This is a genomic window from Chromatium okenii (assembly GCF_002958735.1).
In the GTDB taxonomy this organism is placed as follows: Bacteria; Pseudomonadota; Gammaproteobacteria; order Chromatiales; family Chromatiaceae; genus Chromatium; species Chromatium okenii_A.
Genome location: NZ_PPGH01000037.1, coordinates 1,021,547 through 1,044,842 on the forward strand (window position 1 = coordinate 1,021,547; position 23,296 = coordinate 1,044,842).

The window sequence follows — 23,296 nt, forward strand, 5'->3', positions numbered from 1 at the left end:
ATTTTGCGGATTTAGGTTGAATCCCCCCAACCCCCTTTTGCAAAGGGGGCTTTTGTTCTTTCTTTTTGCAAAGGGGCTTTTTTTGCAAAAGGGCTGTTCTTTCCCCCTTTGCAAAAGGGGGGCAGGGGGGATTTCTTTTTACAACAGGAGCTTGAAATTATGGCGCAAGCCAAAATCACCTTTACGGACATCGGTCAAACGGTCAACGTTCCCGCAGGAACGCGGATCATTGAAATTTCAGAAAAAATCGGTGCGGGGATTATTTACGGCTGCCGCGAAGGTGACTGCGGCACCTGCATGATGCACGTCGAAGAGGGCTGGCATAACCTCACCGAACCATCTGTTTTAGAGAAAAAGTATTGCGCGAAAACATGGCGGGGCGTCACGACCGGCTCGCGTGTCAAGCGCAGATTCTCGGCGATTGCAGTATTCAACCAGCCTAACGGAGGCTTTATACGATGGCACTTGTGACCTTTTCTAATCCCGAATACAAAGATAAAACGGTTTACGCGGTGGCTGGCAGCCACACCGAAACGCTGCTCAAGTTGGCGAAAGAGCACAAGATTCCGGTGAATCACGATTGCCAAGATGGAGAATGCGGGCATTGCGTGGTGCGCGTGACCAGCATTGACAAGAAAACCCAGCGCATGGGTTATCACCTGACCGAGAAAGAGCAAACCGTGCTGCGCCAGCTCGGCAAACTGTCCAAAGATCAAATTGATCAACTCATGGTTGATGATCTGCCGAGTGAATGGCGGTTGGCGTGTCAGATGATTGTGCGCGACGAAGATATTTTAGTGGAGTATTGAATGATGCCAGCCGCTGCTCGCCACCAGACTTATGACGCCAGCCACGTTTTCGAGCGGCTGATGGTGCGAGCAATTGGGGCGGGCAATGACCGCGCTTTCGCCAGCATGATTGCGACTCGCGCAACTGGCGGCGGCGCGTTACCGGCGTGGCTGGGGCTGGAGTTGGATAGTTTTCGGCAGTTGATGGGCTATCACTTTCCGGGCGTGTCGCCGGATGTGCTGACCGCCAGCGATGGTGGAACGCCGCTGGCGCTGGCGCGTCACGAGGAACGCCAAGATTTAATCGCGTTGCTGCTGGCGTACCGCGCTGACATTTCGCCCTCGGAAATATGGATGGCGCAGATTGTCGCCGCTGGCTGCATGGCCAACGATCATCTCTGGCATGATTTGGGGCTGTGGAATCGTGACGAATTGACGGCGCTGATGCAGCGCAATTTTCCGGCGCTGGCAGCAGGCAATGTCCACGATATGAAATGGAAACGCTTTCTTTACAAACAGTTGTGTGAGACGGCAGCGGTGAATGTCTGCCGCGCCCCGTCCTGCGAGGTCTGCATTGACTATTCGCTTTGCTTTGGCGTTGAAGACTGACGCGCCAGCGGTTGATTCCCCTACCACCAATGTTCTGCACGACCGCGCCATTGCTGCCTATTTAGGTTTGGCGATTGGCGACGCGCTCGGCGCGACCGTCGAATTTTTAACTCCGCGTGAAATTGTCGAACAGCATGGCGAACACCGCGACATCGTTGGTGGCGGCTGGCTGCGGCTGCGCAAAGGGCGCGTCACCGATGACACTGAAATGAGTTTGGCGCTCGGTCGTAGCATTTTGAGCAGTGGCGGCGTCAACGCCATTGCAGCAGCGCAGGCTTTTAGCGATTGGATGCGCACCAAACCCGTGGACATTGGCAACACCGTTCGGCGCGGCATCAGCCATTTTCGCCAAACCGGAGTGGCGGAAGTGCCGCTGCATGAATACGACGCGGGCAACGGCGCGTGTATGCGCACGCTGCCGATTGCGCTCTACACGCTGGGCGCGGATTTAGCGACGATCACTGCCGCGCATTGCACCCAAGCCCATGTGACCCATCACAATTTGGTCTCAGATGCCGGAACGCTGGCAGTGATTCAAATGGTGCAAATTGGGCTGCGCGGCGGGACACAAGCGGATTTACAGGTCATCGCCGAGGCGCTGGTGGCTGCCGATGAGCGGTATCGTTTTGATCGGCGGCGGATGGAAAATCCCGGCGGTTACATCGTCGAAACGCTGCGAGCAGTATTTCAGGCGTTATTTGCCACCGACGATTTTGAAACAGCGTTGATTGATGTAGTGAATCGCGGCGGCGATGCCGATACCACTGGCGCGATTTTGGGCATGATTGCTGGCGCGTTTTATGGTTTAGATGCCATTCCCAAACGCTGGCTGACGGCATTGGATAAAGATACTGCTGGCGCATGTCGAGAACAGGCATTGGCGTTGATAGATGCTGCGCCGTATCTTGATTAAATCTTCCAATCTTTTTCAAAGAGATCAGCCTTTTGAGTTTTTTCAATATGCGAGAAAAATTCTAGGCAGCGCCGCATTGTTTAACTGAGAATTGCCGCTTTCTGCGCCGAGTCATTTCCACATATTTTCCAGCAGATAATGCAGTCCATAAACGGTTTGTTAATATCAAAAAGAAACTTTTATTTGAAAGGCACACAACATGACTGAATTAAGCACGTTATACGAAACAGATTACAGCGCGTGGACATTGCAAACCGCAGAGTTAATTCGTGCCGGTCGTTTTACGGAACTTGATATTGAACATTTATTAACCGAACTCAGCGATATGAGCAAAAGCGAACGTGACGAATTGGCAAGCCGCTTACTCATTCTGATTGCTCATTTGCTAAAATGGGAATATCAATATCAAACGTTAGCTGAACGCTGGCGTGATTTTGATGGGCGCAGTTGGCAACGCACCATTATTGAACAACGCAAACGTTTGGCGCTGCGGTTGCGTAAATCCCCCGGCTTGAAAGCAGTTGTCAACGAAGTCATCGCTGAGGTTTATCCTGATGCAATTGATTTAGCGCAGAAAGAAACGCGCTTGCCCATCACCACATTTCCGCAAAACTGCCTATACAATTTAACGCAACTGTTGGATGATGATTTTTATCCAAATTGTGAGGAAGAAATACGATATGACTAAATTAAGTATAGGTAGTGCCATAATCAGTAAGATAAAGTTGCAAACTTTACCTATTTTTGCTGGTTAATGGCGACGCATTATAATGGTGTATAAATACCAAATTGCCATTATGACTTGCGTAATTTGTGCGGTCACTGCGTCAATCCCGTTTGTCTCACCATTTTGGAGCACCAATGGTTTATTTGTGAATTTCAGTTAAACTCTTCACCTTTTCCGCAAACCGAGATGACGATCTGCAATGTCAAATTCTGATTTCAATTCTACACTTGATTGGCCAGTGCGTATTTATTATGAAGATACTGATGCAGCGGGGGTGGTTTTTTATGCCAATTATCTGCGTTTTATGGAGCGTGGGCGCACTGAATGGTTGCGTGCGCTCGGTTATGAACAAGATGCTCTGCGTCAAGTTGAAGGAATGTTATTTACAGCGCGGCGTATCAATTTAGATTATCTCTCTCCAGCGCGTTTCAATGATTTATTGATGGTGCGGACTCATTTAACGCATTTAGGCGGCGCAAGTCTGACGTTTACACAAGACGTTCGCCGCGATGCAGATGGAATACTGTGTTGCCGAGGCGTGACTAATGTTGCCTGCGTCGATGCAATCTCACTGCGCCCGCGTCGTTTGCCGACAACATTGGCGACTGGACTCAAGTGCTGCTGATTAGAACAGCATTAAATCCAAAACCTTATTTGCTAAAAGGGTTTTTCACTGGCAAATAAGGTTGGTGTTTGGGTTATTTGAAATCAAATTTATTGTAATAAACGGACGAATAAGCAATGCCAGCAATTAGCATGTTTTATGGGATTATCATTTGTTTATATTTCTATGATAACGAACGGCATCAATTCCCATATATTCATGCGAAGTACCAAGGACAAGAATCTGCATTTTCAATTATTGACGGCAGTATTAAGTGGTGAATTGCCAATAAATAAAACCCGTTTAGTTCAAGCGTGGATTGAAATTCACCGCGAATCTTTGTTAGCGAATTGGGAGCTTGCAATTAGCGGGCAAACACCATTTAAGATTGAACCATTACGCTAGAGGTTGATTATGGAAACTGTCACTTGTGTTATTCCACGAGAAGATTATTTTTTAGAATTATGGTTTAACACTGGAGAACATCGTTTATTTGATGCCCGACCTTATTTAGAATGTGGCGTATTTACCCAGTTAAAAAATGTGGCTTTGTTCAAACAAGCATTTATATCATTAGATACGGTGTGTTGGCCTAACGATTTGGATATTGCGCCAGAGACACTTTATGACCGTTCAACGCCAGCCTAACGTTCATGCCGTGCTGTTTTAAATTCTATTCCCACGGCAGTTGCTCAATTTGTTCAATTGCCGTCATGGTGTCCACGCTCACTTGACATACGCGATCTAATAATTCAATCACTGCTTCTTTATGCTCGGCGAAACGATACGTATTAAAATGCTCACGAATCGTTAAATCCTTCGGCGTTTTCTCTTTGTATTGATCCAAGACCCATTCCAACGCGGAGCGATTGCCGAGTTGATATTGCCATGCTTGCGGCGGGATATTTGCCAACGTGGTCACATTATCAATCTCAATGGTTCCCGCTGTTTGATCGGCTTTTAAGCGACATTTTGGCGTGATTTCCGGTCGATCAATGCGCTGCAATCCAAAGGGTTTGACTTGCTCAAAATACGCATGAGATTGAATCAACGTTGCCCCAATTTTCGCCCACTGCGTGAAATCAGGATGAAACGGAATGCGCGGAAATTCTGCTTTGAGATTCAACGCGAATTTCTCTCGATAACGCGGATCATGCAGCACCGCGTAAACGTAATTGAAAAGATCGCGTTTGGTGATGTCTGTATTGGCATAATGCTGTTGAAATTGCGTTAATGCCCAATTGGTGATGTTGTCATGGCGAGAACCATCAGCAGCATAAACCCACAGCGGTAAAAAATTGGGTTGTTCAAGTAAATGAAGGTCTGGCAGAATTGCTACTGCCAAAGTCTGGAAAGACTTCGTGATTGGTATTCCTGAAATTCCAATCGCCAAATTTTTATACTTTAATCCAAAAATTTCTCGCTGCCTGTATTGCATTTCGTTCAGGCTGCCACAAAAATAAAGCGTTAAAACAACAAATGGTCGATAAATCGAATTGATTAAAATTTTGCTGTTATAAACATAAGGACGATTATTTATAAAATCGTTTTTAACTGCGCGAGACCACTTAATTTTTTCATCAAAGCTGGCTTTAAGACGGCGTAACGTTTCATAGTGTTCAATAAAATACTGAACCTTTTTAGCAACATCTTCATGTGTGAATCCATAAACCCATTCATCACGAGCAGTTACCACGCCTAACGAATACAGCTTAAAAATAACATCTTCTGATTTTCCCGCCTTGCCTTCTTTACTAGCTACTGCCAACCATTCGCTCCAATCTTCCTGTGGTTGATTCAACCAATTGCCATCCGCATTTGGCTGAATGCGATTAAAATCACCCGCTTTTGCCAAAACACGCAATTGATGATGCGCCAACCATGCGCGTTTTTCTTTTGCGACGAGAAAATCTGCCAATTCAAAATAACGAATGTTGCAACCATCAGTTAATGCCGGATTACGGACAAGAAAATACAGCGCCACACCAACCCGAATTTTATCGTCAAAAACATTACCACCTTCGCGGCGACGACGGTCGCCACTGGTGCGCGAATTGCCTTTTATATTGATAATCCAAATTTCCTGAAACTCCTGCGCGACAACTTTACGAAACCCATCAAATCCTTTTGCTTCAATAAAAGAAGAATTACTGATAAATGCGACAATTCCGCGTTCACCAATACGATCTGATGCCCAACGTAAAAACCGTACATAGGGATCATATAACTTGGTCTTTTGCGCAGTGCTCGCTGCCAAATAGGTTTCTTTAATCCGTTTATCGGCTAACAGCGCGGGATCATTCTTATTATTATCATTCTCGTTTTTCTGATTCGCGTTATATGGCGGATTGCCCAAAATCACTGGAATTGCGCACTGATTTTGATTGTGAATGCGCGTTTGATTCTCATCAGTCAGACTGCCAAATAAATTACCACTTGAACCTTCATGGGCTAAACCAAAACCCCAATTTTCCAGCGTATTCACAAAACATGCGCCGTTAAATTCGCACCATTCCTGCGTTGCTTCATAATAGGCTTGTTCAATGTTCAGGCAGGAAATGTAATAGGGTAAAATCGAAATCTCATTCGCGTGAATTTCGCCAGCGAATTTACGAATCAGCGCCTGTTTATCACCGCGCAAATAATCAATGAAATCGACGATAAAGGTACCGGTTCCTGTACACGGATCAAGAATATCTAAACCTGCATCAGCCAGCCGTTTATTAAAATGTTGCTGCGCCAGCCAATCGCAACCCGCAATAATAAAACGCACTGCTTCACTGGGCGTATAAACAATGCCTAAACGATCTGCATCTTTGGGATTATAGGCGCTGTAAAAATCTTCATAAACTTGTTTCAAAAAATCCTGTTTTTCTGCGGAAGTAATCGCATTCGCTGCCGTGCGCCGAATTGCAGCAAAATAGGGTTCTAAACGCTTCAATAATTCTTTGCGCGTGCTGCCGTGCAAAAACGTACTTTCTAATTCACCAATTGCCCGCGCTAAATGATTTTCCTGATGAAAATTGACATCCGAAAAAATCGCCCGAAAAATTTGATCGGTGAGAATATGCTGAATCAGCATTTCATCTACATGATCGGTCGTCACGCGGTCGCCAATTGCCCGTTGGCACAATGCCAAAAAATCATGCGCTTGTAATTGAAATGCTGCATGATTGCGATGCGCAGCAACCAATAATTCTTTCAAAGCGCGGGCGACGCCCGGCAATTCAATCACGAATTTGTCACGCGCTGCGCGAAAATCCTGCACTTCAGGCAATTCATAATTAAAAAATCCATCCAATAAGCGCGTTAAGGCTTTTCCGTCGCTCACCGGACAGCGCATCACTTCTGCGCCTTGCTGCAATAAAACGGCAGTCCGCGTATCTTCAAAAATGATGTTATCGTTTGGATAACCTTTGGCAAGTTTGACCGTAATTTCTTTATCTAAATCATCTTTTTCATCTTTCGCTTCCCACCAGCCATGCACCAAACGCAAGCGATCCATTAACACGCCATCGGCGCGTAAATTTGCACCATTGGGCGCTTTGAATGGATATTCAGCGTAGAGAATCAATTGCTGTTGTTCACCCAAATCACGCAGCAAATTTTGAAATGCCGAGCGCAATGCGCCTTCATTTTCTGCGCCAGCAATCGCCCGCAAATTATTCAATTCGCGCCAATAGTTTTGGATTTCAATCATTGCTAAAAATTCCTTAAAGTATTGATTAACCTTGCGCAGTTAATGGCAATAATTGCGCTTCGGTATTCCACAGTTGAGTCAATAACATTTGCGTTTGCACCAATTCGCCAGTCGTCCAAAACCATTCTTGACCGTATTGCGATGACGGCGCGAGCAAGGCTGCTTCATTTAAGCGTCGCCGCACTTGCCGCGCTACTGCTGCGCCGGAATCCAAAATCGTCACCGTTGGTCCGACCAATTCCGCAATCAGCGGGCGCAAATGCGGGTAATGCGTGCAGCCGAGCACGAGCGTATCTGCGCCCGCATCCAGCAATGGCGCGACCAATTCGGCAACCAAACTGCGCGTCACTGCGCCGTTGAGATTGCCCGCTTCGATCTGTTCCACCAGCCCCGGACAGGGTTGCGGCACGATTCGCACCGGTTGCTGCGCACATTCGGTCAGCAACGCCGCGAACTTGGCACTGGCGAGCGTTTGCCGCGTGGCCATCACGCCAACCACGCCGGAACGGGTGCAAGTGAGCGCCGGTTTAATCGCCGGTTCTAAACCAATAATCGGCACGGCATAACGCTGCCGCAGCAATCGTGCGGCTGCGCCGGTCGCCGTGTTGCAGGCGATCACCATCGCTTTAACGCCTTGAGTTAAGAGAAATTCGGTAATGGCAATCGACCGCGCAGCAATGAACGCCGGGGATTTGTCGCCGTAGGGCGCATGACCGGAATCGGCGACATACAGCAGATGTTCATGCGGCAATTCGCGGCGAATATCGCGCAATACCGACAATCCACCGACACCTGAATCAAAAACTCCGATGGGTTGCTGCGGGAAACGGCGATGAATGGAAGTGTCTGAATTTGTCATGGATGTTGAATCACAGCAAAAGCATTGCGGGCGGGCATTTGTTTTTCCAAAATTCGCGTATTCTGAAACGTCAATTTCTCAATTTAGGTCAATAACATCATGGCATGGGAAACCGTCATCGGTCTTGAAATCCACACCCAATTGGCAACGCAATCGAAAATCTTTTCCGGTGCGCCGACCGCATTCGGCGCAGCGCCCAATACGCAAGCCTGCGCGATTGATTTGGGTTTGCCGGGCGTGTTGCCGGTGCTCAACGCCGAAGCAGTGCGGCTGGCGGTGCGTTTTGGCACGGCGATCAACGCCGAAATCGCGCCGCGTTCAGTGTTTGCGCGGAAAAACTATTTTTATCCCGATTTGCCAAAAGGCTATCAAATCAGTCAGTTCGAGCTGCCGGTCGTCGGCAAAGGCGCGGTTGAAGTCATTCTCGACGACGGCACGGTGAAAACTATCGGCGTCACTCGCGCCCATTTAGAAGAAGACGCGGGGAAGTCGTTGCACGAGGATTTTCACGGCTACACCGGCATCGACCTGAATCGCGCCGGAACGCCGCTGCTCGAAATTGTCTCGGAACCGGATTTGCGCTCGGCGCAGGAAGCAGTCGCTTATGCCAAGAAAATCCATCAGTTAGTCCGCTACATCGGCATCAGCGACGGCAACATGCAGGAAGGTTCATTCCGCGTAGATGCCAATGTCTCGGTGCGTCCGGTCGGACAAGCGGAATTGGGCACTCGCGCCGAGATCAAAAACGTCAACTCGTTCCGCTTTCTGGAAAAGGCAATTCGGTTTGAAGTCGAACGGCAGATTGAATTGCTCGAAAGCGGTGGGCGCGTGATTCAGGAAACGCGGTTGTATGACGCGGCGAAAGATGAAACGCGCTCAATGCGGAGCAAGGAAGAAGCCAACGATTACCGTTATTTCCCTGATCCCGATTTGCTGCCGTTGGAAATCGACGCTGCGTTTTTGGCGACTGCAACTGCCGATTTGCCGGAATTACCCGATGCGAAACGGGCGCGGTTTCATGCTGATTACGGGCTGGCAGCGGATGACGCCAATTTGCTGACGGCAACCCGCGAGCTGGCGGATTATTTTGAAACCGTCGCTGGCGCGACTGGCGACGCTAAATTGGCAGCAAATTGGATTGGTGGCGAGCTGATGGCGGCACTCAATAAAACCGAGGGCGACATCACACACAGTCCGGTTTCTGCGCCGTTGCTCGCTGGGTTAATTCGGCGCATTCAGGACAACACGCTGTCGGGCAAATTGGCCAAGCAGGTATTTGAAGCGATGTGGAATGGCGAAGGCGATGCCGATCAGATCATCGCGGCGAAAGGACTGACGCAAATCACTGATTCTGGTGCGATTGAAACGCTGCTGGCGAACATTGTCGCAGCGAATCCTGAGCAAGTGGCGCAATATCGCGCTGGGAAAGACAAGGTGTTCGGCTTTTTTGTCGGGCAGGCGATGAAACAAAGCGGCGGTAAAGCGAATCCGGCGCAAGTGAACGAGATTCTGAAACGATTGTTATTAGGCGACTAATGCGAGGACGATGCACAAATTAACCACGCGCTCGCCAATCACGCAGGTGACGCGGGCGCTGCCTGAAGCAGAGGACGGTTTTCGGCAAATGTTCAAAAGTTCACATGACGCCATGATCGTTCTCATTCCGCCGTTGTGGGAGTTTGGCGATACTAATCAAGCCGCTGCGCAATTATTTGGCGCTGCCAGTAGTGCAGATTTTGCCACATTCAAACTCGCGGACATTTCACCAGAACGCCAGCCTGACGGGCGCTTCTCCACTGAAAAGCTGCAAGACATCATTCAAACCGTGCTGGCGGACGGCTTCCTGTTTTTTGAGTGGGAATATCGGCGCGTCAACGGCGAGACCTTTCCGGCTGATGTGCTGTTAACGCGCATTGAGGTACGCGGAGCGTGGTGGATTCAAGCCACTATCCGCGACATTAGTGCGCGTAACACCTCGAAAGCCCTACAAAATGCGATTTTCAATAGCGCCAACTTTTCCAGCATCGCTACTGACGCCAAGGGCGTGATTCAGATTTTCAACGTCGGCGCAGAACGGATGCTCGGCTACACCTCCGCTGATGTGATTAACAAAATCACGCCCGCTGACATTTCCGATCCGCAGGAAGTCATCGCTCGCGCCAAAGAATTGAGCGCCGAACTGTCAACGCCGATCACGCCGGGGTTTGAAGCGTTGATTTTCAAGGCATCTCGCGGCATCGAAGACATTTACGAACTGACTTATATCCGCAAAGACGGCAGCCGGTTTCCGGCAGTGGTTTCGGTGACGGCGCTGCGCGATGCGCAAAACGCGATCATTGGTTATCTGCTGATTGGCACTGACAACACCGCTCGCCGTCAGGTCGAAATTGAGCGGGAAATGCTCGATCAAGCGTTGAAACAAAAGAACGTCGAATTGGAAAGCGCCAAGATCGCGGCGGAAAAAGCGAATCTTGCTAAATCCGAATTTCTAGCCGCGATGAGCCATGAAATCCGCACGCCGATGAATGGCGTGATTGGCATGATCGATGTGTTGCAGCAAAGCAGCCTCAATAAATCACAAATGGCAATGGCAAATATCATCCGCGATTCCGCATTTGCGCTGCTGGCGGTGATTAACGACATTCTTGATTTTTCTAAAATTGAAGCCGGCAAACTGCAACTCGACTGTGTGACGATGTGCGTCGCGGATGTGGTGGAGCAAATCTGCGAAGTCATGGATCGGATGGCGCTGAAAAAAGGCGTGGAATTAACGCTGTTCACCGATCCAGCGATTCCCGCCACGGTGATTGGTGATCCGGGGCGATTGCGGCAAATCTTGATTAATCTCGCCAACAACGCGATCAAATTCTCCAGCGGTAAAGAGCGGCCAGGGCGGGTGTCGGTGCGCGTCGTTTTGGTTGAACGTCAACCCGAACGGGTGATACTGGAATTTCACATTGCCGACAACGGCATCGGATTGATGACCTCACGCTGGCGCGGCTGTTTACGCCGTTTATTCAAGCAGATACATCCACCACGCGGCATTTCGGCGGCACTGGCTTGGGATTGGCGATTTCGCGCCAGCTCGCCAGCTTGATGGATGGTGAAATTGCGGTACACAGCAAACCCAATCAAGGCTCGCTGTTTAGCGTGCGCATCCCGTTTGACTTGCCCATGTCACCGAGCGCCAGCAGTGATCCGGCGCAATCCATACCGACTGCCGCAACTCCCGATCCGCATTTGGTCGCCGGACTGCCGTGTCTGGTGATGGACGGCGCGGATGGCACTGCCGATGATCTCATCACCTACTTAACCTACGATCAAGCGATGGTTGACCGCGCTGCCGATCTCACGACGGCGCGGCAGTGGATCGCCAATCGTGCTGCCGGACGTTCCATCGTGGTCATCGACGCCCGCAACGCCAATTTTCCACTGGATGATCTTCGCGCTGCTGCTCGTGCTTATCCTGACAGTGACACCCATTTTGTCGTGATCGGGCGCGAGCCTTGCATTGAAGATGTCAATCTGGTGCTGCTCAACGGCAACGTGTTGACGCGCCGGGCGCTGCTCAACGCAGTGGCCATTGCTGCCGGTCGCGCCAAAGCGCCAGACCCAGAACAGCTACTTAACGAGAACGAGATTTATGCAGCGGTGACGCCGTTGTCCTGCGAAACGACGCCGCAGCGCGGTAGCCTGATTTTGGTCGCTGAAGACAACGACATTAACCAGAAGGTGATCCTGCATCAGTTAGCTTTGCTCGGTTATGTCGCTGATTTAGCTGATAATGGACGAGCAGCGCTGGCGCGGTGGCAAGCAGGGCAACACGCACTGCTGTTGACTGATCTCAACATGCCAGAAATGGACGGTTATGAACTCACTGCTGCGATTCGCCACGCTGAAGGGGCGGGGCGGCGGCTGCCGATTATCGCTCTGACGGCTAACGCTTTGAAAAGCGAGGAAATGCGCTGCAAGGAAGCTGGGATGGACGATTATCTGTCTAAACCCGTGCTGCTTGACCGGCTGCAAGCGATGCTGGAGAAGTGGCTACCGACGCCAGTCATATCAGCAACACATCCGCTCGCTGTATTGGATCGAACGGTTCTGCCAACGCTAGTGGGCGCTGACCCAGCATTGATTGAAGAGTTTTTGCACGATTACCGATTTTCGGCGCAGCAGGCGGCAGCGGACATCCACGCTGCGGCTGCGCAGTGCAATTGGAAAGGGGTCGGTGATGCTGCTCATAAACTGAAATCATCGTCGCGTTCGGTGGGCGCACTGGCATTGGGTGAAATTTGCGCCCAGCTCGAACAGGCGAGCAAGACACTTGATATCATTACTATTCGATCTTTCGTCGTGGAATTTGATCGTGATCTCGCGGCAGTGTTAGCCGCCCTTAATTCAGAATTAGGAACTTGCCGCTGTGATCCGCTACTAAATATCTAACAAAATCTATACAAAAGCGTACAAATCTAGCTTTGATATATTCACACCGTCAACGCAAAAGCCATGATGAAACTATGGTCTAACTTTGCTCTGGTGTGCATTTAAGGTCTGGCTGTAAGCGTGTCCAGACCATGTCTTTCGATACGAAAATGAAGTTTTACAATCTTGAGCTTGGTTTTCGCTCGACGGTTTGATCACTTCACCTTCTTGGTTAAAGCGTAACACACTTTCACCTAATTTTTTCCATAGTATAGATTTTAATAGATATGTATAGATTATTGCAAGCTGTTACTTACCCACGCATTTTGCTCATTGACGATGAACCCTTTCAGCTCAAGCTGCTCGCCCGACAACTCGTCAACCTCGGGCAACATTCCGTCGCTACCTGCACGTCTGGTCGAGAAGCACTCAGTGTGCTGGATACGCATCCTGCCAGCAATTGGTTGATTTTTCTCGATCTTAATATGCCAGAGATGGACGGAGTGGAATTGATCCGCCAACTGGTGGCGCGGGCGTATTGCGGCGCACTGGTGCTGGTCAGCGGTGAAGATGAACGCATTTTAGAAATGGCGGTGCGGCTGGGACGAGCGCACCACTTGACGGTGCTGGGACATCTCAACAAACCGATTCAGCCCGAAGTGTTGCAGGTGTTGCTGACGCGGTGGTCGAGCCAGATTTTAGAGCCGTGCACGAGACGCCGCGAACTTACAGCCCCGTGGCAGTGTGTCGCGCCATTGCCAATGGCGAGTTAGTGAATTATTACCAACCTAAGGTGGATGTGGTGACTGGCGCGTGGCACGGCGTGGAAACTTTGGTGCGCTGGCGTCATCCCAATGATGGCTTGGTGTTTCCAGATCAATTTATTGGCGTGGCCGAAAACCACGGACTGATCGACGATTTAACCCGCGTCGTGCTGGTCGAGGCGCTGGCGCAAGCGCGACGCTGGCACGATAGCGGACTGGCGCTGCGGGTGGCGGTCAATGTGTCGATGAGCAATCTTATTCAGCTAGATTTTGCAGATTTTGTTTTAGATCAACTGCTTCAGTCTGGAGTGGCGGCGCAAGATTTAATTTTGGAAGTGACGGAATCGCGCTTGATGACCGATTTACGAACGCCGCTGGACATCCTCACCCGCTTGCGACTCAAACACATCAGTCTGTCCATCGACGATTTTGGGACTGGCCATTCGTCGCTGTCGCAACTGCGCGACATTGCCTTCAATGAACTCAAAATCGACCGGGGTTTCGTCCATAACGCCAGCCAAGATAAAACCAAATACGCCATTTTCACCGCCAGCCTTGGGATTGCCCGGCAGTTCGCAATGAAAACCGTAGCCGAAGGAGTGGAAGACCGCGCTGATTGGGAGTTTCTGCGCCAGCAGGATTGCGATTTGGCGCAGGGTTATTTTGTCGCCAAAGCGATGCCAGCGGCAGATTTACCGCTGTGGCTGGCAGAGTGGACGGCACGTTGTGCCGCCGGGCTCGACGCCAAAACCCCGGTATAGACCGGGGTTTTTGGCAGAAAACAAGAAATCAATCAAGCGGTTTGGCGTTTCAACCAATCAAGGATGCCCGGTTCTGCTGCCCAAACATCGCGCATTTCTTCGCGGTAAAACCATGCTTGATCTTCACCGCCGACCGTGATCCCTCGCGGATTAAACCCCGGTTGTTTAATCCGCTTACGCGTCAGGTAGTTAGAAACATGCGGCATTCGCTGCGCCGCTTTCGTCAACACAATTCGCGCCTGTTCTTTCTGCCCGAGTCGATACAGCGCCAGCACTTCGCCATAAACCAATTCCGTCAGCATGTCATTGGGAAACTGCTGCGCCAGCGCCACGGCGCGTTCATTGTCGCCATCGCGCAGATAAAGATTCATCAACTCCGCCCGCACGCCATGATTGTCATGTGGATTGATGCGCAACATGGTTTCCAGTGTGGCGATTGCGCCCTGCAAATCTTTCGCGTCATCAAGCTGATAGTAATAACGGCGAAATAACAGACGCAGCGCCGGTTGATTGCTCGGCACTTCCCACGGCAAATAGTGAATATCGTCTGTTGGCGTTGCCGCAATGATGATTGACCACGCCCGTTCTAACAGCGGCCATAACAGCAGTTGCGAAATCCACGGCAGTTCAGTTTCTGGATACGCGCCGAGCGCAGTCGCAATATCGTCCAGCACATCCAAACTGTCCGCCAGCTCAGGATATTCCAGCAAACCCTGTATCCATTCAGGATTGCCCCAGATTTCCTCGTCCTCGTCATCCGACAACGTGAGCTGCGTAGACAACGGTTTGCCAATCGGAAACAGCGATTGCCAAACCCGCTCAGTTTTTCTGATAGACGGCGGTGGCAAAAATTCAAATTTTTCCTGTTTTTCCAACGCTTTAGTGGAGCGAGTTTTGATGGTGTTCGGCAGCAATCTGCTGACACGCTGTTTGCGCCCGGGCGTCGGCTGAAACGGCGCAATGGTGTAAACCGGAAGCGGTCGTTGACAATGCTGCGTAATCCACTCTCGCAATTCGATCAATACAGGATGAATGCCGTTTTCATCTGCATCCATCAATGCGCCTTGCGGATCGGTCACAGCGCGTTCTAAGAAACTGAGAAATAGATCGTCGTCAAAATTCTCCAGTCGCTGAAATTGATGCAACCAGAACTGCGCCCGTTGCCGCGCCAGCGCGAGCTTTTTCTGCGTCACCAACAAGGTAATTTCCAACAATGCCGTGCTGGGATTATTGGGATGACTGCGTAAAGCGGCGGTAAAGGCTTCTTCAGCCTGCGTAAACTCACCGGCATCAAGGTGCATGGTGCTGCGGCGTTGCCATGCGGCGGCTTGCAGTTGACCATTGCCTTCGGCGCACACCCGATCCAAAAAAGCAGCTTTTTTGCGTGAATAATCAAGCAGATCATAAGCATTGCAGAGAATATCGAATGCTGGCTCGAAATCCCCGCTCAATTCGGCGAGCGATTCCGCAAATAGTGGTTCCAACAGCGCCAGCACCCGACGCGGACGATTTTCATCCAGCCATTGATCCGCAATGATTGCCAGCAAATGCTTCGGCACTGCGTTAAGTTGAAGCGCCCGTTTTAATTCTGCATCTGAGAGTGCGTTGATGAGCACCATCCAAATGACTTCACTCGACAATTCGGGCGCATCTTCCAATTTGCTACAGCAATCGCGGTAACGTAATCCAGAGCCGCAGTAACAGCGGGCATTTGGCATTGGCGTGGGAATAGGACGAATGGTAAATCCGTGTTGTGGCAATGGCGTCGCATTCCAAATAGTCACGCCCAGCAACGTGGCAAAACGCCCGCGTTCAAGCGCATCCATATAATTGGGCAAAGTCAAAAGCGGCGGAATAGTCTCGCGTGCCCAATTTAGAAAGTCATTAGGATCAGGCACTTCGAGAATGCGTTGCACCGCTTGAACGATAATTTGCTCAAAATCATCCGAGTCGGCGACATCGTATTGAAACATGTTCTTAACTCCAATCAAGTATGCGTCGTCACCCAGCGAGCACCCTGAGTGGTTTGCTCTTTTTTCCACAAGGGTGCGCGAGTTTTTAATTCATCAATGAGAAATTCACAGGCATCAAAAGCCTCGCGCCGATGCGCAGCGGTCACGCCAATAAAAACGATTGGCTCTTGAATGATAATAACGCCCACGCGGTGAATTAACGTGAGCCGCCGCAGCGCCCAGCGGTTAACAGCAGTATTCGCTAATTCAGTCAATACCCGTTCAGTCATGCCCGCATAGTGTTCTAGCGTCATCTGCGACACTGCGACTCCGGCATTAAAATCGCGCATCAGTCCAATAAAAGTGACGACTGCGCCAGCACCAGCATCGCCACGCCACAACGCTTCCTGTTCGGCAATGAGCGCAATGGGTTCAGCTTGAATCTGTACTCGGCGCATTGCTTTAACCGAATGGTGAAACGCCAATGAGTGCGCGATGCAGCCAGAATAAAAACAACAGATAAACCACTAATCCGCTAATCACTGCGATAGCGTCATTTGCTGAATGTGCTGGCGCTCCTTGAACCGGTACACCGCTGCGGTGTTTCAATGAAATCCGCGCTGCGACGGCCCAAATGAGAAAGCCGCCAAATAATAACAAATCAGTCAATGCGCCATTCACCAGCAAGTGCGCAAATGCCCAAATTTTGACCGCCAATAACATGGGATGTTTCGTGATTTGTTGAATACGTCCCGGCAAATAAGCGGCAAATAGCAGTGGAAATACCGGCAGCATTAACAGCAAATCAAGGTGTTTGAACCATAATGGCGAATTATAAAGCACCAGCGCAGTTGGATGCGCGGCGCTGTAACCAAATACGATCAATACAAATCCTATTAGTGCCAGTAGGCTGTATATCGCTTGCCATCCCATGATGCCAATGTTTGCCACGACTGCTGGGCGCACATTTGGCGCAATCATCGGCATTGCATGAGTACCAAGAAAAAGCAGTAAACCAAGAATTAATAGTGTCATGGATCAATTCCTAAAATCTAATCATCAACGTCTTGCACCAATACCCAAGGTTTCACCACCACTGCCCACAATTGAGCATCGCTTGTAAACCAGTGTTGCGCCTGTTCATCGGGAACGGGCAGCACCTGCTGCGCGGTCATTACTGAAGCAATACGGTCAGCGTCATCGCGGGCAATCAGTAGGGCAATCTCAATTAAATCAAGTCCACTGCGTACCCAAATCACGCGCCCCTGCGCAAAAAAGCGTTGCAATTCCCGCCACGCCAATTGCGCCGTTTGCTGATTTAGCGTCTGGCGCAACTCGGTTTCTTCATCAAAATCAACGGACAAAGCGTCCGTTGGCAATTCGTCAGGCAGTGTCATCGGACAACGCATCCGTTGCGACTTCCTCACTTTGCGCTGCATCTTCATCATTTGCCGCAGCTTTAATTGATAATTGTGCGGACGCCGGTTTTTTTGGCGTATACACCATAATCAATCCACCGAGCGGTGGCAGTGCAATTGGAATTGAATACGGGCGTCCCATCCAACTCACTGGCTCTGACGCTACTCCGCCCTGATTACCAACATTGCTACCGCCATATACTTCTGAATCAGAATTCATTGCCTCGCGGTAAAATCCTGCTTCCGGGACGCCAATACGATAGTTATTGCGCGGCACTGGCGTAAAATTGAATGCACAGGCGACAATTTCATCACCGGATTTGCTTTTGCGCACATAACTTAATACGGATTGCGAACTGTCATGGCAATCAATCCACTCAAAGCCAGCCGGTTCAAAATCAACTTCATGCAATGCTGGCAATTGACGATGCAGATGATTCAAATCAGACACTAGGGTTTTTAATCCCAAATGCTGCGGACGTTCTAATAATTCCCAATCGAGTGATCCTGCAAAATTCCATTCTTCACCCTGCCCAAATTCGCAGCCTTGAAACAATAGCTTTTTACCGGGATAACTGAACATAAAGGTGTAAAGCAAGCGCAAACTGGCGAACTTCTGCCAACCATCGCCGGGCATTTTATCCAGCATTGATTTTTTGCCATGAACCACTTCATCGTGTGAAAACGGCAGCACAAAGTTTTCGGTAAAAGCGTAGAGCAAACCGAAGGTCAATAAATCGTGATGAAAATGGCGATAAATCGGGTCTTTCTGCATATAAGACAGCGTATCGTGCATCCAACCCATATTCCATTTCATACTGAAACCAAGCCCGCCCAAATAAGTTGGACGTGATACCGCTGGCCATGCGGTGGATTCTTCAGCAATCATCAAAGTTCCGGGATGCTGTTCGTGCGTGACCATATTTAATTGGCGCACAAAATCAACTGCTTCCAAATTCTCATTGCCGCCGTATTTATTCGGAATCCATTCGCCAGCATTACGCGAATAATCGAGATAGAGCATTGATGCCACTGCGTCAACGCGCAAACCATCCAAATGAAATTCATCTAACCAATAGAGCGCACTGGATAATAAAAAGTTCTTAACTTCATTGCGTCCAAAGTTAAAAATGAGTGTGCCCCAATCTTTATGTTCACCCATGCGCGGATCAGCATGTTCATACAATGCAGTACCATCAAATCGCGCCAGCGCGTAGGCGTCTTTAGGGAAATGTGCCGGAACCCAATCCAATAATATGCCAATTCCTTGCTGATGCAGATAATCAACGAAAAATCGGAAATCATCTGGTGTTCCGAAACGGGCGCTCGGTGCGAAATAACCAGTGCATTGGTAGCCCCAAGATGCGTCCAGTGGATGCTCTGTAATTGGCAGCAATTCAATATGGGTAAAACCCAATTCAGTGACATAATCGCCGAGCTGTTTTGCCAGTATTCGATAATTCAAAAAGTTGCCATCGTCATCGCGCATCCATGAACCAAGATGGACTTCATAAACCGAAAATGCTTGATGTTGCCAATTCGATTCTGCTCGCGCTTTTATCCAATCAGCATCTGTCCATTCAAAATGACTCGGCGGACAAATTAACCCAGCAGTTTGCGGGCGTTCTTGAAATGCCTGCGCATAAGGATCAATTTTAATGTGGATATTGGTGGCGCGGTCGCGTAATTCGTATTTATAAAAACCACCGGGTTCTAAACCGGGAATAAATAATTCCCATACGCCACTGCCGCTGCGCACGCGCATAGGATGTGCACGTCCATCCCAGCCATTGAAATCGCCAACCACACTGACACGTTCTGCATTTGGTGCCCAGACCCCGAATTGCACACCAATAACACCTTCAACGGTGCGTAAATGCGAACCCAGAAAACGATACGCGTGCCAATGACGACCTTCACCAAATAAATGTAAATCGAAGTCTTCTAATTGCAATGGAAAACAATAGGGATCGTGGGCGCAGTGGGTGACGCCAGCGCCATCTTGCCATTCAATTTGATAACGTTCAGGGACTTTGGCTGCGTTACCTTCCCAAATAAAAAAGTCAGTGCCTTCAATGCGATTAAATGGCTCTTTTGCTTCAACCAAAGTTGCTGTTTCCGCCATCGGTAAAAATGCCCGCACAATGGCTTTGGTTCCGTCAAGATGACGACCCAATACTTCAAATGGATCATAATGACGCGCTTCAATAATACGTAATAAAGGTTCGGGAAGTTTCGAGGTAAAGCCCTGTGCGGATGCCATAATTGGTAGCTCCTGTGCGATTTAGACGCGAACCCTGATTTGAAGATCGAAGGGTTGCAAGTGGTCTTGATGTTAACATAGGGAAGTCAGACAAGCCGATCCTCTGGGCTCGTCACTGTTGACTAAAATCTGTCCTTTTCTCAGAAAACCTATCTTTTTATGGTAACTTGACACGGCTTTAAGCGTGTCGATACGCTATCTTCCGTGCTTTTTGCTCCGTCCAGACCCGCTACGGCTAGACGTTAATCCATACGCAAGAGTCATATCAGACCTTGAAATCCTTTCAAGGCAATGGCAGCGACGGCGTATTACAGACCTTTGAGATTTTCATCGGTTTTTAGTAGCGGTAAGTCCGCCCTTAAATGATAGGAGTTGACGTTATGCCGCAATCCCATCCTCGATTCATCAGTCGTCTCACCCGTGACACCTTGGCACTCATCTTGGCAGGAGGACGCGGGTCGCGACTGAAACATCTCACCGCGTGGCGTTCTAAACCGGCCGTGCCTTTTGGTGGCAAGTTTCGGATCGTTGATTTCCCACTTTCAAACTGTATCAATTCTGGTATTCGGCGTATTGGTGTGTTAACGCAATACAAAGCGCATTCATTGATTTTACACATTCAAAAAGGTTGGGGCTTTTTGCGCGGAGAATTTGGCGAATTTGTCGAATTATGGCCGGCACAACAGCGCGTTACTGAAACTGCGTGGTATGCCGGAACTGCGGATGCGGTGTATCAAAATCTCGACATCATCCGCGACCACAATCCTGAATACATTTTAATTCTGGCTGGTGATCACGTTTATAAAATGGATTACGGCGCGATGATTGCTTATCACGTTGATCGTAAAGCGGAAATGACGGTTGGTTGTTTACAAGTGCCAGTGGAACGCGCTAGCGAATTTGGCGTGATGGCTGTAGATGAGCAGCAGCGCGTCCTGCGTTTTGCTGAAAAACCGGCAGATCCCGAAACGCTGGCTGATCAACCGGATCGTTGTCTCGCATCAATGGGCATTTACGTTTTCAATCGTGATTTTCTGTTTGATCAATTACTTAAAGATGCTGAAATGTCTGAATCCAGTCACGATTTTGGTAAAGACATCATTCCTCGTGTGCTCGCCGAGCATCGCATCATGGCCTATACCTTCCGCGATCTGCGCAGCGGCGAACAAGCGTATTGGCGCGATGTCGGCACGGTCGATGCGTTTTGGGAAGCCAATTTAGAGCTAATTGGCGTCACGCCGCCGCTCAATTTATACGATAAAAAATGGCCGATTTGGACCTATCAAGAGCAATTACCGCCCGCTAAATTCGTGTTTGATGACGCAGATCGACGCGGCATGGCGGTCGATTCGATGGTGTCTGGTGGCTGCGTGATTTCCGGCGCAACGGTGCGCCATTCGCTGCTATTTTCTAACGTCCGCGTGAATTCTTACGCCTGCGTCTCCGATTCAGTGATTCTTCCTGATGTTGTCGTCGGGCGCTATTGCATCATTCGCAACGCCGTGATTGATCGCTATTGCCGCATCGCCGAAGGCACCAAAATTGGGCTTGATCCTGATGACGATCGCAAGGCGGGTTTTCATGTCAGTGAAGGCGGCATCACGCTGGTCACGCCGGAAATGCTGGGGCAAGACGCCAATCACGTTCGCTAAAAGTTCTCCATTTTCATTCAACCAGTTAGATCGTTTACACCGATGCACATCGTCCTCAACGGAACCTCCACTGAAATTTCCGATCACAGCACCCTCGCTGATCTCGTAGCGCAGCTGGCGCTTACCGGGCAGCGGCTGGCGATTGAAGTCAACGCGGAATTGGTTCCGCGCAGCACCTTCACCGATCATCTGCTCGCGCCAGATGATCGGGTTGAAATCATCCACGCCGTCGGTGGCGGTTAATGCTCCGCTGATTTTCAGTTTACCATTCAGACATTTAGAACTAAACCCTCATGGCTATTGAAACACCTGCAATTGATTCTCTCATCATCGCCGGACGTGAATATCACTCGCGGCTGTTGGTCGGAACTGGCAAATATAAGGATATGGACGAAACCGCAGCGGCAATTGCCGAAAGCGGCGCGGAAATCGTCACCATCGCCGTGCGCCGCGCCAATATCGGTCAAAACCCCGGCGAGCCGAACATTCTCGACGTGCTGCCGCCGTCGCGTTACACCATTTTGCCCAACACCGCTGGCTGTTATGACGCCGAAACTGCGATCCGCACCTGTCGGCTGGCGCGGGAACTGCTCGACGGGCACAAACTGGTCAAATTGGAAGTGCTCGGCGATGAAAAAACGTTGTTTCCAGACGTGATTGCGACATTAAAAGCTGCCGAAGTGCTGGTCAATGACGGCTTTGATGTGATGGTTTATACCAATGACGATCCAATTGTGGCGCGAGAATTAGAAGCAATTGGTTGCGTGGTAATTATGCCGCTGGCTGCGCCAATTGGTTCTGGTTTAGGTATTCGCAATCCGCTTAATATCCGCACCATTGTTGAAAATGCAAAGGTTCCAGTATTAGTTGATGCTGGCGTGGGCACTGCATCAGATGCAGCAATAGCAATGGAATTGGGCTGCGACGGTGTATTAATGAATACCGCAATTGCCGCAGCAAAAAATCCGGTATTGATGGCGCGGGCAATGCGTAAAGCAATTGAAGCCGGACGCGATGCGTTTCTGGCTGGACGAATGCCTGCTAAACGTTTTGCTTCTGCTTCTTCGCCGATTGAAGGGCTATTTTTCTGAGCAATTTCTTTCGTGAATTCATCGGATTATTTAATTGAATTAACGCGACGCCCGCTGCGTCCGGTGCGCAGTTTCGTATTGCGCCAAGGACGCTTAACGCTGGCGCAGCAGCGGGCATTTGCGGAATTGTGGTCGCGTTTTGGCGTGGAATGGACACCCGCTGCTGCGCTTAATTTCACGGCATTATTTGGCAATACCAATCCAGTTACCTTGGAAATTGGTTTTGGCAATGGTGATTCATTAGCAACCATGGCCGAGCGCGAACCGGAACGCAATTGGCTAGGAATTGAAGTGCATCGCCCCGGCGTCGGCCATTTGCTCTTGGAAATTGAACGCCGTCAATTAAATAATGTGCGGATTATTCGACACGACGCGATTGAAATACTCACCCAAGGCATTCCGCCAGCCAGTCTCGCCGCCGTGCAACTATTCTTTCCTGATCCTTGGCCGAAACGCCGTCATCATAAACGTCGCATTTTGAATGCAGCGTTAATTGAAATGCTGGCACAAGTCATTCATTCCGGCGGAGTATTTCATGCCGCAACGGATTGGGAATCTTACGCGATTGAAATGCTAGAAATTCTCGAAAAGTCTGCGCAATTCTTAAACACTGCTGGCGCAGGTCAATTTGCGCCACGTCCCGCATCACGTCCATTCACTCGTTTTGAACAACGCGGCGACCGACTTGGTCATCGTGTTTGTGATTTAATTTTTCAACGGCAGTAATTTACGCCGCATATTAACAATAAAAGATTCACCATCAACGCAGCGTA

At 49.6% G+C, this 23,296-nt stretch carries 23 protein-coding genes and 2 pseudogenes; 18 read left to right on the forward strand and 7 right to left on the reverse strand.

Annotated elements, in window-relative coordinates:
- Positions 1–159: 159 nt before the first annotated feature.
- The 9 genes from CXB77_RS16815 (at position 160) to CXB77_RS16850 (ending at position 4,289) form a co-directional block, all read left to right on the forward strand.
- Complete coding sequence (locus tag CXB77_RS16815; protein ID WP_277949427.1) at positions 160–471, forward strand: 2Fe-2S iron-sulfur cluster-binding protein; 312 nt, start codon at positions 160–162, stop codon at positions 469–471.
- Positions 459–809, forward strand: a complete 351-nt coding sequence (locus CXB77_RS16820) for a 2Fe-2S iron-sulfur cluster-binding protein (RefSeq protein WP_105074722.1) — start codon at positions 459–461, stop codon at positions 807–809. Before CXB77_RS16815 ends, CXB77_RS16820 begins: the two co-directional genes overlap by 13 nt.
- Positions 810–1,397, forward strand: coding sequence for a nitrogen fixation protein NifQ (locus CXB77_RS16825; protein ID WP_347338170.1), 588 nt, complete (start codon positions 810–812; stop codon positions 1,395–1,397). It abuts the gene before it with no gap.
- Entirely contained in the window at positions 1,387–2,310 is a 924-nt protein-coding gene (draG, locus tag CXB77_RS16830) for an ADP-ribosyl-[dinitrogen reductase] hydrolase (RefSeq protein ID WP_242445824.1), read from the forward strand. The genes CXB77_RS16825 and draG overlap by 11 nt, the downstream gene beginning before the upstream one ends.
- A gap of 199 nt (positions 2,311–2,509) precedes the next feature.
- A complete protein-coding gene (locus CXB77_RS16835) occupies positions 2,510–2,998 on the forward strand; it encodes a DUF29 domain-containing protein (RefSeq protein WP_105074724.1) in 489 nt (162 codons plus the stop codon).
- A gap of 238 nt (positions 2,999–3,236) precedes the next feature.
- Positions 3,237–3,662, forward strand: a complete 426-nt coding sequence (gene ybgC / locus CXB77_RS16840; protein WP_105074725.1) for a tol-pal system-associated acyl-CoA thioesterase — start codon at positions 3,237–3,239, stop codon at positions 3,660–3,662.
- Between the two features lie 131 nt (positions 3,663–3,793).
- A complete protein-coding gene (locus tag CXB77_RS22550) occupies positions 3,794–3,922 on the forward strand; it encodes a DUF4160 domain-containing protein (protein ID WP_242445825.1) in 129 nt (42 codons plus the stop codon).
- The gene (locus CXB77_RS16845; RefSeq protein WP_242445803.1) at positions 3,861–4,046 is read left to right on the forward strand and encodes a DUF4160 domain-containing protein; all 186 of its coding nucleotides are present in this window, start codon (positions 3,861–3,863) and stop codon (positions 4,044–4,046) included. Before CXB77_RS22550 ends, CXB77_RS16845 begins: the two co-directional genes overlap by 62 nt.
- Positions 4,047–4,055: 9 nt before the next feature.
- Positions 4,056–4,289, forward strand: a complete 234-nt coding sequence (locus tag CXB77_RS16850) for a DUF2442 domain-containing protein (protein WP_105074726.1) — start codon at positions 4,056–4,058, stop codon at positions 4,287–4,289.
- Between the two features lie 25 nt (positions 4,290–4,314).
- On the opposite strand, the gene CXB77_RS16855 is transcribed toward CXB77_RS16850, so the two are convergent.
- Together CXB77_RS16855 and murI are read right to left on the reverse strand one after the other, a co-directional pair.
- Positions 4,315–7,341 (reverse strand): type ISP restriction/modification enzyme, encoded by a 3,027-nt coding sequence (locus CXB77_RS16855; protein ID WP_105074727.1) that lies wholly within the window; start codon positions 7,339–7,341, stop codon positions 4,315–4,317.
- Between the two features lie 25 nt (positions 7,342–7,366).
- Positions 7,367–8,200, reverse strand: coding sequence for a glutamate racemase (murI, locus tag CXB77_RS16860; protein ID WP_105072322.1), 834 nt, complete (start codon positions 8,198–8,200; stop codon positions 7,367–7,369).
- A gap of 99 nt (positions 8,201–8,299) precedes the next feature.
- Between murI and gatB the strand changes: the two genes are divergently transcribed.
- The 5 genes and pseudogenes from gatB (at position 8,300) to CXB77_RS16880 (ending at position 14,147) form a co-directional block, all read left to right on the forward strand.
- Complete coding sequence (gatB, locus tag CXB77_RS16865) at positions 8,300–9,736, forward strand: Asp-tRNA(Asn)/Glu-tRNA(Gln) amidotransferase subunit GatB (protein ID WP_105074728.1); 1,437 nt, start codon at positions 8,300–8,302, stop codon at positions 9,734–9,736.
- Positions 9,737–9,848: 112 nt separating this feature from the next.
- Positions 9,849–10,556: pseudogene (locus CXB77_RS24130) on the forward strand (PAS domain-containing protein); the annotation flags it as partial.
- A 77-nt stretch (positions 10,557–10,633) separates the two neighbouring features.
- A pseudogene (locus tag CXB77_RS23370) lies at positions 10,634–12,640 on the forward strand (sensor histidine kinase); the annotation flags it as partial.
- A 269-nt stretch (positions 12,641–12,909) separates the two neighbouring features.
- The gene (locus CXB77_RS20505) at positions 12,910–13,395 is read left to right on the forward strand and encodes a response regulator (protein WP_197711091.1); all 486 of its coding nucleotides are present in this window, start codon (positions 12,910–12,912) and stop codon (positions 13,393–13,395) included.
- Positions 13,329–14,147 (forward strand): EAL domain-containing protein, encoded by an 819-nt coding sequence (locus tag CXB77_RS16880; protein ID WP_197711092.1) that lies wholly within the window; start codon positions 13,329–13,331, stop codon positions 14,145–14,147. The genes CXB77_RS20505 and CXB77_RS16880 overlap by 67 nt, the downstream gene beginning before the upstream one ends.
- 32 nt (positions 14,148–14,179) lie before the next feature.
- Here the strand turns inward: CXB77_RS16880 and CXB77_RS16885 are convergent, their stop codons facing one another.
- The 5 genes from CXB77_RS16885 to glgB are packed head-to-tail and all read right to left on the reverse strand — an operon-like array spanning position 14,180 to position 19,780.
- Positions 14,180–16,120, reverse strand: a complete 1,941-nt coding sequence (locus CXB77_RS16885) for an SEC-C domain-containing protein (RefSeq protein WP_105072317.1) — start codon at positions 16,118–16,120, stop codon at positions 14,180–14,182.
- Between the two features lie 14 nt (positions 16,121–16,134).
- Positions 16,135–16,557, reverse strand: coding sequence for a molybdenum cofactor biosynthesis protein MoaE (locus CXB77_RS16890; RefSeq protein ID WP_105072328.1), 423 nt, complete (start codon positions 16,555–16,557; stop codon positions 16,135–16,137).
- Between the two features lie 4 nt (positions 16,558–16,561).
- Entirely contained in the window at positions 16,562–17,134 is a 573-nt protein-coding gene (locus tag CXB77_RS16895) for an NnrU family protein (RefSeq protein WP_105072316.1), read from the reverse strand.
- Between the two features lie 17 nt (positions 17,135–17,151).
- The gene (locus tag CXB77_RS16900; protein WP_105072315.1) at positions 17,152–17,496 is read right to left on the reverse strand and encodes a DUF2288 domain-containing protein; all 345 of its coding nucleotides are present in this window, start codon (positions 17,494–17,496) and stop codon (positions 17,152–17,154) included.
- The gene (gene glgB / locus CXB77_RS16905; protein WP_105074731.1) at positions 17,483–19,780 is read right to left on the reverse strand and encodes a 1,4-alpha-glucan branching protein GlgB; all 2,298 of its coding nucleotides are present in this window, start codon (positions 19,778–19,780) and stop codon (positions 17,483–17,485) included. Before glgB ends, CXB77_RS16900 begins: the two co-directional genes overlap by 14 nt.
- Positions 19,781–20,160: 380 nt before the next feature.
- On the opposite strand from glgB, the gene glgC reads away from it, so the two are divergent.
- Genes glgC through trmB form a run of 4 tightly spaced genes read left to right on the forward strand, consistent with a single transcriptional unit; the run spans position 20,161 to position 23,249 of the window.
- Positions 20,161–21,432 (forward strand): glucose-1-phosphate adenylyltransferase, encoded by a 1,272-nt coding sequence (glgC, locus tag CXB77_RS16910; RefSeq protein ID WP_105074732.1) that lies wholly within the window; start codon positions 20,161–20,163, stop codon positions 21,430–21,432.
- Between the two features lie 42 nt (positions 21,433–21,474).
- On the forward strand, positions 21,475–21,675 hold the full coding sequence (gene thiS / locus CXB77_RS16915; RefSeq protein ID WP_105074733.1) for a sulfur carrier protein ThiS: 201 nt from the start codon (positions 21,475–21,477) through the stop codon (positions 21,673–21,675).
- A gap of 50 nt (positions 21,676–21,725) precedes the next feature.
- Positions 21,726–22,523 carry a thiazole synthase gene (locus CXB77_RS16920; protein ID WP_105074734.1) on the forward strand — a complete coding sequence of 266 codons (798 nt, stop codon included), beginning with the start codon at positions 21,726–21,728 and terminating at the stop codon, positions 22,521–22,523.
- Positions 22,524–22,535: 12 nt separating this feature from the next.
- Positions 22,536–23,249 (forward strand): tRNA (guanosine(46)-N7)-methyltransferase TrmB, encoded by a 714-nt coding sequence (gene trmB, locus CXB77_RS16925; protein ID WP_242445804.1) that lies wholly within the window; start codon positions 22,536–22,538, stop codon positions 23,247–23,249.
- Positions 23,250–23,296: the final 47 nt, after the last annotated feature.